The 16,025-nt window shown below is 45.2% G+C and carries 13 protein-coding genes; 9 read left to right on the top strand and 4 right to left on the bottom strand.

Annotation, left to right across the window (positions count from 1 at the left end):
- Positions 1 to 3 precede the first annotated feature (3 nt).
- The 5 genes from dnaA to pbpG all read left to right on the top strand — a co-directional run bounded on the left by dnaA (position 4) and on the right by pbpG (position 7,351).
- Positions 4 to 1,461 (top strand): chromosomal replication initiator protein DnaA, encoded by a 1,458-nt coding sequence (gene dnaA, locus TOI97_RS09755; RefSeq protein WP_321553932.1) that lies wholly within the window; start codon positions 4 to 6, stop codon positions 1,459 to 1,461.
- A gap of 35 nt (positions 1,462 to 1,496) precedes the next feature.
- On the top strand, positions 1,497 to 2,600 hold the full coding sequence (dnaN, locus tag TOI97_RS09750; RefSeq protein ID WP_321553931.1) for a DNA polymerase III subunit beta: 1,104 nt from the start codon (positions 1,497 to 1,499) through the stop codon (positions 2,598 to 2,600).
- A 15-nt stretch (positions 2,601 to 2,615) separates the two neighbouring features.
- Positions 2,616 to 3,716 carry a DNA replication/repair protein RecF gene (recF, locus tag TOI97_RS09745; protein WP_321553930.1) on the top strand — a complete coding sequence of 367 codons (1,101 nt, stop codon included), beginning with the start codon at positions 2,616 to 2,618 and terminating at the stop codon, positions 3,714 to 3,716.
- Positions 3,713 to 6,133 carry a DNA topoisomerase (ATP-hydrolyzing) subunit B gene (gene gyrB / locus TOI97_RS09740; protein WP_321553929.1) on the top strand — a complete coding sequence of 807 codons (2,421 nt, stop codon included), beginning with the start codon at positions 3,713 to 3,715 and terminating at the stop codon, positions 6,131 to 6,133. Before recF ends, gyrB begins: the two co-directional genes overlap by 4 nt.
- Before the next feature lie 351 nt (positions 6,134 to 6,484).
- Entirely contained in the window at positions 6,485 to 7,351 is an 867-nt protein-coding gene (gene pbpG, locus TOI97_RS09735) for a D-alanyl-D-alanine endopeptidase (RefSeq protein ID WP_321553948.1), read from the top strand.
- Here pbpG and TOI97_RS09730 read toward each other — a convergent pair.
- Together TOI97_RS09730 and TOI97_RS09725 are read right to left on the bottom strand one after the other, a co-directional pair.
- On the bottom strand, positions 7,341 to 8,687 hold the full coding sequence (locus TOI97_RS09730) for a sensor histidine kinase (RefSeq protein ID WP_321553928.1): 1,347 nt from the start codon (positions 8,685 to 8,687) through the stop codon (positions 7,341 to 7,343). The two genes, pbpG and TOI97_RS09730, sit on opposite strands and share 11 nt — an antisense overlap.
- Positions 8,674 to 9,345, bottom strand: a complete 672-nt coding sequence (locus TOI97_RS09725; protein ID WP_321553927.1) for a response regulator — start codon at positions 9,343 to 9,345, stop codon at positions 8,674 to 8,676. The genes TOI97_RS09730 and TOI97_RS09725 overlap by 14 nt, the downstream gene beginning before the upstream one ends.
- A 171-nt stretch (positions 9,346 to 9,516) precedes the next feature.
- Here TOI97_RS09725 and dsbD point away from each other — a divergent pair, with 171 nt between their 5' ends.
- The 3 genes from dsbD to dsbG are packed head-to-tail and all read left to right on the top strand — an operon-like array spanning position 9,517 to position 12,835.
- Positions 9,517 to 11,247, top strand: a complete 1,731-nt coding sequence (gene dsbD, locus TOI97_RS09720; protein ID WP_321553926.1) for a protein-disulfide reductase DsbD — start codon at positions 9,517 to 9,519, stop codon at positions 11,245 to 11,247.
- The gene (locus tag TOI97_RS09715; RefSeq protein ID WP_321553925.1) at positions 11,247 to 12,083 is read left to right on the top strand and encodes a TlpA disulfide reductase family protein; all 837 of its coding nucleotides are present in this window, start codon (positions 11,247 to 11,249) and stop codon (positions 12,081 to 12,083) included. The genes dsbD and TOI97_RS09715 overlap by 1 nt, the downstream gene beginning before the upstream one ends.
- The gene (gene dsbG, locus TOI97_RS09710) at positions 12,080 to 12,835 is read left to right on the top strand and encodes a thiol:disulfide interchange protein DsbG (RefSeq protein ID WP_321553924.1); all 756 of its coding nucleotides are present in this window, start codon (positions 12,080 to 12,082) and stop codon (positions 12,833 to 12,835) included. The genes TOI97_RS09715 and dsbG overlap by 4 nt, the downstream gene beginning before the upstream one ends.
- Positions 12,836 to 12,862: 27 nt before the next feature.
- Here dsbG and trpA read toward each other — a convergent pair whose 3' ends face one another.
- Positions 12,863 to 13,672, bottom strand: coding sequence for a tryptophan synthase subunit alpha (gene trpA / locus TOI97_RS09705; RefSeq protein ID WP_321553923.1), 810 nt, complete (start codon positions 13,670 to 13,672; stop codon positions 12,863 to 12,865).
- On the bottom strand, positions 13,669 to 14,880 hold the full coding sequence (trpB, locus tag TOI97_RS09700) for a tryptophan synthase subunit beta (protein ID WP_321553922.1): 1,212 nt from the start codon (positions 14,878 to 14,880) through the stop codon (positions 13,669 to 13,671). The genes trpA and trpB overlap by 4 nt, the downstream gene beginning before the upstream one ends.
- A gap of 108 nt (positions 14,881 to 14,988) precedes the next feature.
- Between trpB and TOI97_RS09695 the strand changes: the two genes are divergently transcribed.
- Positions 14,989 to 15,879: a LysR family transcriptional regulator gene (locus TOI97_RS09695; protein ID WP_321553921.1), complete on the top strand. Its 891-nt coding sequence runs from the start codon at positions 14,989 to 14,991 to the stop codon at positions 15,877 to 15,879.
- The last annotated feature ends 146 nt before the right edge of the window (positions 15,880 to 16,025 follow it).

The raw sequence follows: 16,025 nt of genomic DNA, 5'->3' as shown, positions 1-16,025 counted from the left end.
TCTGTGTCTGTCGAACTTTGGCTACAGTCTGTCGACTTTTTACGCGATGAACTGCCGGCTCAGCATTTCAACACCTGGATCCGTCCATTACAAGTTGAAGCCATCGGTGATGAATTGCATATTTTTGCACCGAATCGGTTTGTATTAGATTGGGTCAACGATAAATATATCAATCGTATTCTCGAGCTTATGGCCGAGCGTAATAATGGTAATGCGCCATCTATTGCTCTACAGATCGGCAGTAAAGGTAAAGGGCGAGTCGCAGCAACAACGCCAGCGAACTCACGCCCAGCAGTCAGCACACCGGTACATAACCCTGCACCAACACCACTGCCGGCACAAGAGCCTGTGATGCAAAATACACCTGTGCCTGAAAGCAACCAACCTATGTTAGGTGTCCAACCAGAAACAGGTGCATCATCCAAAAATACCATTAAACATGTCAGCGCCTTAAACCGCTCTTTTACCTTTGACAGTTTTGTTGAAGGCAAATCCAACCAACTGGCACGCGCTGCTGCTTGGCAGGTAGCAGACAACCCTAAGCATGGTTACAACCCGCTATTTTTATACGGTGGTGTCGGTTTAGGTAAAACACACTTAATGCATGCTGTGGGTAATCATTTATTGAAGAAAAACCCCAACGCTAAAGTGATTTATTTGCACTCTGAGCGCTTTGTTGCCGACATGGTTCGTGCATTGCAAAACAACGCTATTAATGAGTTTAAAAACTACTACCGCTCAGTAGATGCACTGCTGATTGATGATATTCAGTTTTTTGCCAAAAAAGAGCGCTCACAGGAAGAATTTTTCCATACCTTTAATGCATTACTAGAAGGTAACCAGCAAGTTATTCTCACCAGTGACCGCTATCCCAAAGAAATTGATGGTTTAGAAGAACGCCTAAAGTCACGCTTTGGCTGGGGCTTAACCGTTGCGGTTGAACCACCAGAGCTGGAAACTCGTGTAGCTATTTTAATGAAGAAAGCTGAGCAGAGTAGGGTGCAACTCCCGCACGACTGTGCTTTCTTTATTGCTCAACGTATTCGTTCCAACGTGCGTGAGTTAGAAGGTGCTTTAAAGCGAGTGATTGCTCACTCACACTTTACTAACGAACCTATCACTGTTGAGCTAATTCAAGAGTCATTAAAAGATCTATTAGCTCTACAAGATAAACTTGTCAGTATTGATAATATTCAACGCACAGTTGCTGAATATTACAAAATCAAAATCTCCGATATCTTATCAAAACGTCGATCACGCTCAGTCGCTCGTCCACGCCAAGTAGCGATGGCCCTAGCGAAAGAAATTACCAATCACAGCTTGCCAGAAATTGGTGACGCTTTTGGTGGCCGTGACCATACAACAGTTTTACATGCTTGCCGCAAAATTGCCGAGCTGTGCGAAACCGATGCCGATATCCGAGAAGATTATAAAAACCTACTGCGCACGTTAACTACCTAACAGCAGTGCCAGCATATTTAAGCAAGGATCTAACCATGCACTTCACCATCCAACGCGAAGCTTTGTTAAAACCGCTGCAACTGGTGGCCGGTGTTGTTGAACGCAAGCAAACCATGCCTGTGTTATCCAACGTACTGCTCGTCATTGAAGATCAGAATCTATCCATGACCGGTACTGACACCGAAGTCGAACTGGTTGCACGCATCACCTTAGAAGAGCCAGCTCAATCAGGCGAAATTACTGTGCCAGCACGCAAGCTGATGGATATCTGTAAAAACTTGCCTACTGATGCTCTGATTGACTTTCAGGTCGACGATCAAAAGGTTCTCATTAAAGCTGGCCGTAGCCGCTTTACCTTAACCACTTTGCCTGCCTCCGACTTCCCCTCCTCAGAAGAGGCGCCAGGCTCTCTCACTTTCAGCTTAAAACAAGGCCATTTACGCCACTTGATTGAACGCACCAGTTTTGCCATGGCGCAACAAGACGTCCGTTATTACCTCAACGGTTTGTTACTTGAAGCGCAACAAGGCTTACTGCGTGCTGTCGCTACAGACGGGCACCGCTTAGCACTCTGTTCTGTATCAGCCCCCATCGAGGAAAGTATCAAACACCAAGTGATCGTTCCACGAAAAGGTGTGTTAGAACTTGCCCGCTTAATGAATGATGACAACGCTGATGTCAATGTAGTATTCGGTAGCAATTACATTCGTGCAACGACAGCTGAATTTACTTTTATCTCTAAACTGGTCGATGGGAAATTCCCTGACTATGAGCGTGTATTACCGCGAGGAGGGGATAAGACAGTTATCGCTGACCGTCAAAATCTACGCGAAGCACTCAACCGTGCATCTATTCTATCGAACGAAAAATATCGCGGTATTCGCTGGCAACTTGAGTCTGGCCTGTTGAAAATTCAAGCCAACAACCCAGAGCAAGAAGTGGCAGAAGATGAAGTATCTGTGGATTACTCCGGCGATGACTTAGAAATCGGCTTTAACGTCACCTATTTACTTGATGTTTTAAGTGCCACCACATCAGAGCAGATCAGTATTATTCTCTCTGACTCCAACAGCAGTGCGCTCATCCAAGAAGCTGACAACGAAAGTGCCTCCTACGTTGTTATGCCGATGCGCCTGTAACTCGACGTTCATTCGATGGCTATTAGCCAATTGCAAATCACCGGCATTCGCAACTTGCAGCCGGTGACTTTGCACGCCTCTGCGCGCATTAATATTCTTCATGGCGATAACGGTAGTGGTAAAACCAGCGTCCTTGAGGCGATTCACCTACTTGCCATGGCGCGCTCCTTTCGCAGTACACGCCTACAACCTATGATCCAACATGAACGCGCTAGCTGCACTGTCTTTGCACAGATTGAACATACTGACGGCAGTCAAACAAGCCTAGGTATCAGTCGTGATAGACAATCTGAATTGCGCATCCGCATTAATGGTCAAAATGCCCGTAGCGCTGCTCAGTTAGCCCAGTTATTACCTTTACAATTAATTAACCCCGATAGTTTCCGTTTACTGGAGGGTGCCCCAAAAATGCGGCGCCAATTTTTAGACTGGGGTGTGTTCCACGTGGAACATCAGTTTATTTCTGCCTGGCAACGTCTACAGACTAGCCTTAAGCAAAGAAATTCATACTTACGGCATGGTATAATGGACAGCTCAATTATTGCGGCATGGGATCACGAGTTATGCTTGGCCAGTAATGAAATTGACCAACTACGCCGCGCTTATATTACTCAGTTGAAACCTGTTTTTGAAAAAACACTCGCCAAACTACTGAACTTACCCAGCCTAACTCTGAGCTACTTCCGTGGTTGGGATAAAAACAGTGATTTACAGGAAGTACTGGACAGGAATCTGGAGCGCGATAAGGCTCTAGGTTATACCCAAGCGGGACCACAACGAGCCGACTTGCGAGTGCGTATAGAAAAAAATAATGCTGTCGATATTTTGTCGAGAGGACAGCAAAAATTGGTTATTTGTGCACTAAGAATTGCTCAAGGTTATTTACTCTCACAAGCACGACGCAATGAATGCATCTACCTTGTCGATGACCTACCTTCTGAGCTTGATGAGCAGCATCGAAGCGCACTGTGCCAATTGCTAGATGAGTTAGAATGTCAGGTGTTTATCACCTGCGTAGATAAACAATTAATGAGTTCAGGCTGGCGAACGGATACACCAGTCTCTTTGTTCCACGTGGAACAAGGTCAAATTACACCATCGGGAGTGACCGCATGAGCGAAGAACAATCGTACGATTCCAGTAGTATTAAAGTCCTGAAGGGGCTGGATGCAGTACGCAAACGCCCTGGCATGTATATCGGCGATACTGATGACGGCACCGGGCTACATCACATGGTTTTTGAAACCGTGGACAACTCCATCGACGAGGCCTTAGCCGGCCATTGCGATGAGATCACTATTACCATTCACCCAGACGAATCGATCACCGTCCAAGATAACGGCCGCGGCATCCCAGTCGATATTCACGAAGAGGAAGGGGTATCCGCTGCCGAAGTAATTATGACGGTACTGCATGCTGGTGGTAAATTTGACGATAACAGCTATAAAGTATCGGGCGGACTCCACGGTGTAGGTATCTCGGTAGTTAACGCCTTATCGCGTGAGTTGGTTATGACCATTCGCCGTCAAGGCAAAGTATGGGAGCAAACCTATCATCATGGCGTACCTCAAGCTCCTATGAGTGCAGTGGGCGATACGGAACAAACAGGTACACGTATTCACTTTAAGCCCTCACCTGAGACCTTTGCTAATATTCACTTTAGCTGGGAAATTTTGGCGAAGCGTTTACGTGAACTGTCCTTCCTCAATTCTGGAGTCGGCATTCATTTAAAGGATGAGCGCACCGGTAAAGAAGAGCTCTTTAAGTATGAAGGCGGCTTAAAAGCTTTTGTTGAATATTTAAACACCAATAAAACTACAATCAACGAAATCTTTCACTTCTCCACCCAACGTGAAGAAGACGGTATTGGTGTAGAAGTTGCCATGCAGTGGAACGATGGCTTTAATGAAAACTTGCAGTGCTACACTAATAACATTCCGCAGCGGGATGGTGGTACTCATTTGGCGGGATTCCGTAGCGCCTTAACCCGTCATTTGAACAACTACATTGAAGCTGAAGGCTTAGGCAAACGCGACAAAGTTAATACCACTGGTGACGATGCCCGTGAAGGCCTAACTGCAATTGTTTCCGTTAAAGTGCCAGACCCTAAGTTCAGTTCGCAAACGAAAGAAAAACTGGTTTCCTCTGAAGTTAAAACAGCAGTAGAACAAGAGATGGGGAAATACCTTTCTGACTACCTGTTAGAAAACCCAGCGGAAGCTAAAGCTATCGTTGCGAAAATGATTGATGCCGCACGCGCCCGTGAAGCAGCCCGTAAAGCACGTGAAATGACACGTCGTAAGGGTGCTTTAGACATAGCAGGATTGCCAGGTAAATTAGCTGACTGCCAAGAAAAAGACCCTGCTCTCTCTGAACTCTACATTGTGGAAGGAGACTCAGCTGGCGGCTCAGCCAAGCAGGGCCGTGACCGTAAAACACAAGCGATTCTCCCCCTCAAAGGTAAGATTCTAAACGTAGAAAAAGCTCGTTTTGATCGCATGATCTCATCCCAAGAAGTGGGTACGCTGATTACTGCACTGGGCTGCGGCATTGGTCGCGAAGAGTACAATATCGACAAACTACGCTACCACAACATCATCATCATGACGGATGCTGACGTGGATGGCTCGCATATTCGTACACTCTTATTAACCTTCTTCTTCCGCCAGTTACCGGAGCTCATTGAGCGCGGCTACATTTATATTGCTCAGCCACCGCTGTACAAAGTTAAGCGTGGCAAACAAGAGCAATACATTAAGGATGATGAGGCTATGGATGAATACCTCACCAATGCTGCTTTAGAGGATGCCAGCCTACACGTTAATGCAAGCGCACCTGGTCTATCGGGCGCAGCACTCGAAGAGCTCGTCGGTGAATACCGTACTGTGCAGAAGACTCTTGATCGTCTGTCTCGCTTATATCCAAAAGAGATTACTGAACACTTTATCTACCTAGATCGTGTTGAACCAGAGCAATTAACAGATAAGGTAGCCATGCAAGCCTGGTTAGAAACACTACAAACACGCATGGATAATGTTGAAAAATCAGGCGAGGTGTATACCGTAGGTCTGCGTCACGACAGCGAAAGAAATTACTGGCTGCCAGACATCCAAATTAAGGCCCATGGATTAACAAACCATATATTATTCAATCACGACTTCTTCTCCAGTAACGATTACCGCACTGTAACAGAGCTTGGTAATAAACTGGATAACCTGCTCGAAGATGATGCATATGTCATGCGAGGGGAGCGCAAAAAAGAAGTGCGCACCTTTACTGAAGCGCTCGATTGGTTGTTGGCTGAAGGCAGCCGTCGCTTAAGTGTACAACGCTATAAAGGGCTTGGGGAGATGAACCCAGAGCAACTCTGGGAGACTACAATGGATCCAAGTCAACGCCGTATGCTACAAGTGACCATTGATGACGCGATTGCTGCAGATCAAATCTTTAACACTTTAATGGGTGATCATGTGGAGCCACGCCGTGCCTTTATTGAGGATAACGCATTAGCAGTATCTAACTTGGATTTCTAAAGCTTTAGTTTTCTGTTAGAAGTAATCGTCGCATCCGCATGGGTGCGGCGATTTTTTTTACCTACAAAAACCTAAAAACTCATAATTTACTTTTGTTCCACGTGGAACATTTTTCCGATCTAAAAGGCTATACCGGAGAACTATAGTGGACTGTTCCACGTGGAACACTCTACATTTATCTTCACATAAATGTTTCACGTGGAACATCCAGATGTAACACCCTATAAACTCTACGAACCTTATGTATCATTGTGCTGTCTTACCCACAACTTACTTAGACCACTCTAAGTGTCTTCTGATCTAATTTGAGTAACTCCTTTGAAACTTTTAACTCTGATAAAAACAGGTTTCTTGGCTGCCTACATATTCTTTGGCCAATCTTATGCAAACACACCGGAGCAAGATCTCGCCGCAGGCAGTGCACTATTAGTAGATTTGGAAACCAATGAAGTGCTTTATTCCAGTAACCCTAATTACCAAGTGCCAATTGCTTCGGTGACCAAACTCATGACAGCAATGGTGGTTCTTGATGCGCAACAAGCGTTAGATGAGCAACTACCCATTGTGATAAAAGATACAAAGGAAATGCAGGGTGTTTTTTCGCGCGTACGCATAGGCAGCGAATTGAGCCGTAAGGACCTCTTACTAATTACATTAATGTCTTCAGAAAATCGAGCGGCAGCTAGCTTGGCACATCACTATCAAGGTGGACACAAAGCATTCATTAAAGCCATGAATGCTAAAGCGCGAGCCTTAGGTATGCATAATTCTAACTTTGTAGAACCCACAGGTTTATCCGAACAAAACATATCTAATGCTCATGACTTAGTTTTGTTAATTAAGGCAGCTAACCAATACCCGCTGATTCGTCAATTCAGTACTTTAGATGAAAAGTATGTCACTTTTAACGCACCAAGATATGGCCTTAACTTTCGTAATACCAACGCACTGGTGCGTAAAGATAACTGGAATATTCAAATCAGTAAAACAGGTTTCACTAATAGTGCTGGGCATTGCTTAGTCATGAAAACTGAAATGAATCAACGTCCAGTAGCATTTGTAGTACTCGATGCTTTTGGCAAGTACACCCATATGGCAGACGCGAACCGCCTAAAGAAATGGCTAGAAACAGGGGAGGTGACCCCAGTTCCTGCAGCAGCCTTAAGTTATAAAAAAGAAAAACAGCAACAACGCCAACAGACTCTTGCTACCCAGTAGAAGTCGATGAGCTCTTACTTATAGGTAAATATAACCAAGCATCCAACCCACCGGTGGGTGCAGCTTGCAAACGCAACACCCCACCATAACGCTCTGTCACAGCTTGAACAATAGCCAATCCAAGACCACTCCCTCCTGGTTTATTAGATGTGCGCCAAAAACGCTGTTTCGCCTGTTGAATATCTTCATCTGTTAAACCAGGACCCGAGTCACGTACCCGTAGCAATAGTTGTTGATCAGCACGTCCAATATACAGCTCCACACAACTCTGAGCGGGGCTATAACGTAAAGCGTTATCCAATAAGTTACGCAAAGAGGCCACTGCCAAAGACTCTGGTACAGCTACTAAAACTTCGTCTTCAAGTTCATTGATCACTTCAATACGCTGATAACCAGGTACAGCAATTAAATCAGCTAAAGCATGGCGGGCAAGATTTTGTGCACTGATTTGACCATCTACTTCAAAGTCTTGGGTACTTTCCACACGAGCCAGCAATAGTAGTTGCTCCAAACTTTTTTGCATACGACCCACAGCAGTTTCTGCTTGCAGTAAGGCACGTTCAGCAACCTTACCAGTGCTCATTTGAGCAATTTGCAGATGTGTTTTTACTGCGGTTAATGGTGTACGCAACTCATGAGCAGCATCATTAGTAAAGCGACGCTCACGAACTAAGGCAGCAGCAATACGATCAAATAACTGATTTAAAGTGCTAACTAATGGCTGTAAATCTTTAGGTAAATGCTCAACATAAACAGCTTGTAAATCTTCCGCATCACGTTGTGCAAGCAACTCTCTTAAGCTTTTTAACGGCTTTAAACCTCGACCAATACCAAACCAAGTTAAAACCAAACTTCCTAGCAATGCTAATAATACGGGGAGTGCTGCAGCAATTAAAATGGACGACTGTAAGGTTGATCGCTCATCCAGTCGATCTGCTGTGGTCACCCATAGGTGCTGCCGCTGTAAGGTATAACTGCGCCAACGCTCGCCATTTACAGTCGTATCATGAAACCCTACACCTTGCTCGGCTAACACAGCTGTTGGTGTATTAGGGGTGCGCACTAGCACTTCACCACGTAAAGAGCGCACCTGACATACTAGACCTCCTTGCAACCCCAACTCCGATGCACTTAATGGGCTGGCATATAAAGCAGGTAAAGGCTGTGACAATTGTTCCAGTAAACCGGCCACCATGTGTGCTGATGAAGCCAAACGCTCATCCAATGCAGCCGTCATCTCACGACGCAAATCGCCAAGCAACCAAACTGCTGCAAGGCTCCAAAGTACAATAAATGTACCACCTAAAATTAATAACAAGCGCTTACGCAGGCTCACGAGGTACCCCGATACGATAGCCTAAACCCCGTACAGTTTTGACCACTTCACTGCCTAGCTTGCGGCGTAAATTGTAAATATGTACATTGATTGCATTACTCTCAACACCATCACCCAAGCCATACAAGCTATCTTGTAGTTGTTCAGCACTTAAAATATGCCCTGGATTTTGCAACAACGCCCCCAGCAAAGCCTGCTCACGACGGGAGAGTGTCACTAACTCGCCGTGCAAAGTAGTCTCTCGAGTGGCTGGATCAAAGGCTAGACCATGGTGTTCGATTAGATGCGTGCTTCGTCCGCTGCTACGTCTTAATAGACTGTGTAAGCGTGCCGCAAGCTCACGCAAATCAAAAGGCTTAAGTAAGTAATCATCTGCTCCTGCTTGCAAGCCTTCAACCCGCTGCAATACCGAATCCCGCGCACTCAAAATCAATACGGGTAAATCTTTACCTTGCTGACGCATACGAGTTAACAATTGCAAACCATCTTCATCAGGTAAGCCAAGATCTAGAATCATGGCATCAAAATGCCCCAACTCCAGCGCCTGCTCAGCTGCTGCAGCATGTGCCATATGATTCAAAGTAAAACCTTGTAACTCCAATCCTGTTTGCAAACCTTGGGCAATTAAAAGGTCATCTTCAACCAATAATATGTGCATAAGTCAGTCAACTCTCAATACAATACAGGCATAATAGGAATACCTGATTAACAATACAGCAGCATAATGTATATCTAACCTACAATACTTCGATTAAGAGTAAATTAACCTTTAATACTGCCTTAATCGATTCTCTGCATAGTATGCGCAAACCCAATAGGATCATTACGTATGCGCTATATTTTTATTGCGTTACTACTTTCTATCAGTAGTTTAACGCAAGCTTTTACCAGTAATCAGCAAGACTTCTTACCAGTTGAAGAGGCCTTTCGTTTTGAAGCCATGGAAGATATCGAACCCAATCTTTTAGTTTGGCAGATTACTGATAAGCATTATTTATATAAACATCGAACCAAAGTGACTGATGCCAACGGCCAAGTTGTCGAGGTTGACTTACCTGAAGGTATAGATCACTCCGATGAGTTTTTTGGTGACACGCAAATTTATCGCCACTTGTTACAGGTTCCAATCGACGCTGACGTGGCACGACCCATTAAAGTGACTTGGCAAGGCTGTGCTGATGCAGGGCTATGTTACCCTCCGCAAACCACTACCCTAGGAGGTGAATTAACTACAACAGCGAAGGGGTACGACTCATCAGCCCCCATCAGCTTAGCGGAAGATCAATCCATTGCTGAGCGCCTAGGCGACTCAAGCTTGCTCATGAATATTTTCGCCTTCTTTATAATGGGTATTTTGCTGGCATTTACCCCCTGCATGTTGCCGATGTTGCCTATCTTAACCAGCGTCATTACTGGCTCCAAAAAAGGGGGCTGGCAAGGTGCACGCTTAGGTATTGCTTTTATTTTACCTATGGCTCTAGTTTACGCAGGACTTGGAGTCGTAGCAGCCAGCTTAGGCAGTAACCTTGCCGCCACTCTGCAACAACCATGGTTATTATTACCCTTTGCCGGTATTTTTACTCTCTTAGCTTTAGCTCAATTTGGAGTTTACACCTTACAACTCCCGGCATTTATCCGTGAGCGCCTACAAGGTGCCGACCAAAATATACAAGGCGGTAGTTTAGTTGGTGCAGCTAGTCTAGGCGCTTTGTCAGCCTTACTCGTAGGGCCTTGTATGACTGCACCACTAGCCGGAGCATTACTGTATATCGCACAAAGTGGTGACAGCATGCGTGGCGGCTTAGCATTATTTTCCCTCGGCCTAGGTAGCGGTATTCCATTACTTTTAGCCATAACCATTGGCATGCGTTGGTTGCCTAAACCTGGAAACTGGATGGAAAACATCAACCGTATCTTTGGTTATGCTTTACTTGCCACAGCCATTATTATCATTCGCCCGGTCATTAGCGGCCCGTTATTCCTTGGTCTCTGGGGAGCACTGTTACTCGCTATTGCTGTACATATCAATACCATTGAACGTCCGAGCTGGCGCTTCATCAGCCGATACCTTGCTCTACTGTTGGGCATCTGGGGCGGCATTATGCTTTTTGGTTCTGCTGCCGGAGGGAGCGACCCATTACGCCCTCTAGAAAATCTTAACACTCCATCTCAAACAGTTGTCAGCAGCAAAGCTGAAATGCAACGCTTTGTTAATGTTCAACAACTGGAAACTCAAATGGCACAGGCGCAACAAGATGGTCAATGGGTACTTTTAGACTTTTATGCGGACTGGTGCGTTTCCTGCAAAGTGATGGAAAAAACCGTATTTGGCAAAGCCGAGGTGCAAGATGCTTTGACAGACTTTCGTCAACTGCAACTGGATGTCACTTTAAACACAGAGGCACATAAAAAGTTTATGCAAGATCGACAAATTATGGGACCACCAACTATTCTCTTTATCGACCCACAAGGCAATGAACACCGAGCTGAACGTATCACTGGCGAAGTGTCTGCCAGTGAGTTTTTACGCCACTTAAACAGTGCAGTGCAGGATAATTAATGTTGAGTTTTAACTTAGGCCCTTTCGCCATTCCGATGGACTTAGCACTGCTCTATGCAGCCTTTTTTATTGCCTGGTTCAGTGGATGGTTGATAGGCCGTAAACGGGGCGCTAACCCTGAGTCCGTACTGTTTAACATGTTATTAATAGGTGCGCTTGTTAGCCGCATGACCTTTGTATTGAAGTACTTTGAGCAGTATGCTGACAACCTAATACAGATCGTTGATATTCGAGATGGCGGTTTTTTATTACTACCAGGACTCATTGCCGCCGTCTTAGTAGGTATCTACAAAGCATGGCGCCAATCCTCATTACGCATCCCTTTAGCTACTGGAGTCTGTATTGGTCTAGTAGTATGGGGTGCCAGTATTTCAGTAATGAATGCACTACATAGCAGTCAAAAAATACCTGAAATTTCGTTACGTGATATTGATGGCAACCCCGTGGCCTTACACAGCTTGGCTGGAAAGCCACTGGTGGTCAATTTATGGGCTACTTGGTGTCCTCCCTGTCGCCGTGAAATGCCAGTCTTAGAAGCAGCACAAAAAAACAATCCTGAAATAAGTTTTGTCTTTGTTAACCAAGGTGAAGGGCAGGCATTAGTCGATAAATTCTTAACTCAGCAACAGTTAAGCCTAAAGAATGTCTTACTGGATACCGGTGGACGTGTCGGCCAGTCAGTTGGCTCTTTATCGTTACCAACTACATTGTTTTATAGTGCTGATGGTTTGTTAAAAAATAATCATTTAGGTGAGCTTTCACCTGCTAGCTTAAAGCATGCTTTACGCCATATCAGCTCAGCAGAGCAAAAAATTAAACTAGAGGAACAACTATGACTTTTAAAAAATTCTTACCGGTCTTGGCTTTACTGAGTTTACCGGTAGTGGCTCAAGCAGAAAAGTTTCCTGCCCCTATTGAAGCAATGCGCGATCGCGGTGTGGAAGTCTTGGAGCGCTTTGATGCACCCAGCGGGTTAACCGGTTACACAGCACTGTTTAATGGCCGTCCTCTAGCATTATATGTCACTGAAGATAACCAACATGCGTTAATTGGTAGCTTATTAAACGCTAATGGTGACGACTTAACCGGCCCTGTTCTAGATGAAAAAGTCAGCCTGCCACAAAGTAAAGTTCTATGGGAAAAACTTAAAAACAGCACCTGGATTGCTGATGGGTCAGACAGTGCAGAAAAAATTGTCTACGCCTTTACTGACCCAAACTGCCCATACTGCAAACGCTTCTGGAATGATGCACGTCCTTGGGTTGATGCAGGCAAGGTACAAATTCGTCACGTAATGGTAGGTACTTTAGGTCTAAGCAGCCAGAAGAAAGCGGCATTTTTACTCTCTGCCAAAGATCAAAAGGCAGCTTTAAAGGGTAATGAAAGCGGTAAAAACCCCGCTAAAGAAATTAAATCTATTGCAGCTGAACAACGCAAGCAATTGGATGATAACCAACAGCTCATGGCGAGCTTAGGTGCTACAGGTACACCGGCTATTTTCTACCTACAACCGGATGGCATGATGCAAATGCACCCTGGTGCACCACAAGGCCAACAACTGATAGAGATTCTTGGCCCACGCCCTTAAGTCTTTACCTTTGGAACCTACAGTGCGCTACCCACGCGCACTGTGGACACCTTCAGCAATAGCACGGCAACGTGTAAGTACAGCATTTACTGCTTCATCTGCATTCGCTGCCTGCTCAATCAATTCGACAAATGCAGATCCCACAACAGCACCGTCAGCTAAGCGTGCAATCTTGGCTGCATGTTCTGCTGTACGAATACCAAAACCAATACACACCGGCAGTTCTGTATGACGTCGTAACCGTGCCACCGCTTCTTCAATGTGCTCCATAGTGGCGGACTTACCACCTGTTACCCCAGCGACAGAAACGTAGTACACAAAACCCGAACTGTTATTCAGCACTGTAGGCAAACGTACATCATCAGTAGTGGGGGTGGTCAAACGAATAAAGTCTAAACCGGCAGCTTGAGCAGGGTCACAAAACATGTCGTTATGCTCTGGTGGCAAATCAACAATAATCAAACCATCAACACCTGCTGTTTTAGCGTCTGCAATAAAACGCGACACACCATAATGATGAATTGGATTGAAGTAGCCCATCAACACCACAGGAGTGTGCTGGTTGTCTTGACGGAACTCAGTCACCATCTGCAAGGTTTTGGCTAAATTTTGCCCGTTTTTTAACGAACGTAAGTTAGCCAACTGAATCACAGGACCGTCAGCCATGGGGTCCGTAAAAGGCATCCCAAGCTCAATAACATCAGCGCCAGCTTCGGGTAGACCTTTAAAAATACGCATTGCCGTATCGTAATCAGGGTCACCAGCGGTCACAAAAGTTACTAAGGCTGCCCGGTTTTGTTGTTTGAGCTTGGCAAAACATCTTTCAATACGACTCATACTGACTGCTCCTGTTGTTCAAAATAATGCATGACTGTTTGCATATCTTTATCACCGCGACCAGATAAATTGACCACCATTAAATGATCTTTCGGCAGCTCTGGAGCACGTTTGAACACCTCTGCTAACGCATGCGAAGATTCTAGCGCAGGAATAATGCCCTCTAACTTGCAGCATAAATGGAATGCTTGCATGGCTTCATCATCTTCAATGGAGGTGTACTCCACACGACCAATATCATGCAACCATGAATGCTCAGGACCAATACCAGGGTAATCCAAGCCAGCTGAAATTGAGTGAGCATCTAAAATCTGGCCATCTTCATCTTGCAGTAAATAGGTGCGATTTCCATGTAATACACCAGGTAATCCACCTTGCAAACTTGCCGCGTGTTGACCAGTTTTCAAACCTCGCCCAGCAGCCTCGACACCAATAATCTTAACGCTTGCATCATCAAGGAAAGGATGGAATAAACCTAAAGCATTGGAGCCACCGCCAATACACGCCACTAAACTGTCAGGGAGACGGCCTTCCTGTTCTTGCAGTTGTGCACGGGTTTCTTTACCAATCACAGCTTGGAAGTCACGCACCATAGCAGGGAACGGGTGAGGACCGGCTACAGTACCAATCAAATAATAGGTATCCTCCACATTGGTGACCCAGTCACGCAAAGCTTCATTCATCGCATCTTTCAAAGTACCAGTACCTGCAACTACAGGGCGTACTTCAGCACCTAGTAATTTCATACGAAATACGTTCGCCTGCTGCCGGTCAATATCCGTGGTGCCCATATAAATCACACATTGCATACCAAAACGAGCAGCAACAGTGGCAGTGGCTACACCGTGCATACCTGCACCCGTTTCGGCAATAATGCGTTTTTTCCCCATACGGCGCGCCAACAAAATCTGCCCAATGCAATTGTTAATTTTATGTGCACCGGTGTGATTCAATTCTTCACGCTTCAAAAATATTTTTGCACCGCCACAGTGCTCAGTTAAACGCTCGGCAAAGTACAGCGGGCTTGGACGGCCAACATAGTCACGTTGAAAATAAGCCAATTCATTTTGGAACGTTTGATCCGTTTTAGCCTTGTCATACTCGCGGCCCAATTCAAGAATCAATGGCATCAATGTTTCTGCAACAAAAAGACCACCATACTCGCCAAATAGACCACGCTCATCGGGACCATTACTAAATGAACTCATTACCCGCTCCACAATTAAATTAAATGTCATTGCTATGTTAACTAAAGTACCTGATAGCTTGATTCAGGAAAAGCGATATCATTGCAGTAATAGGTTAGGAAAACTCACATGTTGAATCATTTTAATTTACCGCCATTGAACGCTTTAAAAGCTTTTGAAGTCAGTGCTCGTTTACAAAGTATTAGCTTAGCAGCGAAAGAGCTGAACGTAACTCACGGCGCAGTGAGCCGGCAAGTTAAACAATTGGAAGAATACCTAGGAGTCACCTTACTTGCGAAGCATGGTCGCGGCATTAAACTCACAGATTCAGGTACCCATTTATATGAGGCTAGCAACGCTGCTTTTGCTTTAATTCACCATGCTTGTTTAGACATTCGCCACCAAATCCAGCAAGCACCATTTGTTTTAGCTTGTCCAGGTAGCTTACTGGCCCGATGGCTCATTCCACGTCTTGAACAATTGCAAAGTGACCTACCTGACTTACGACTGCAAGTGATCACCAACACAGGGGACGACAGTCACTTACAACAAACAGATGCCAATGCCAGTTTGGTTTTTTTGAGTGCTCCTTACCCTGATGATATGCAAGTCTACCCACTGGATAATGAACGTATTGGACCAGTCCTCAGCCCTTTTTATCCACAGGCACGCGTACTGCAACAAACGAACCCTAGGCAGGTGTTCAATGAACCTTTACTGTTTACCCGCTCTAGACCCCAAGCTTGGCCTGATTGGGCTAAAGCTCAAAAACTACCATTGGAAAGTATCACTTATGCACAGGAGTTTGAGCACCTTTACTACTTACTAGAAGCGGCAATGGCCGGCCTAGGAGTTGCCATTGCCCCAGAGCATATTGTCCGCAATGACATTGCCAACGGTCGTCTGATCGCACCATGGGGCTTTGTTGAAACCTCCGCTAAATTAGTACTACTCACACGTAAAGGACAACACGAGAAAAGGGCAGAGCAGTTAGCCCAATGGCTTGTGGATAACATTTAATTGTTTTCTTATCCACAGTGAAAATCTCCATAAGGAACTGTGTTATACCTTGCTTGTACCTATTGTGGAATTTTTACTCAATCCGTCCATTTCATACAAAATCAAATAAAGGCACGAGCAATGCTTGACAAGAATACGATTGAGTC

The sequence above is a fragment of the Denitrificimonas halotolerans genome, from assembly GCF_034259425.1.
GTDB classification, from domain to species: Bacteria; Pseudomonadota; Gammaproteobacteria; order Pseudomonadales; family Pseudomonadaceae; genus Denitrificimonas; species Denitrificimonas halotolerans.
The sequence above is the reverse complement of the archived record's forward strand: the minus strand, read 5'-3'. Positions and strand labels throughout refer to the sequence as shown.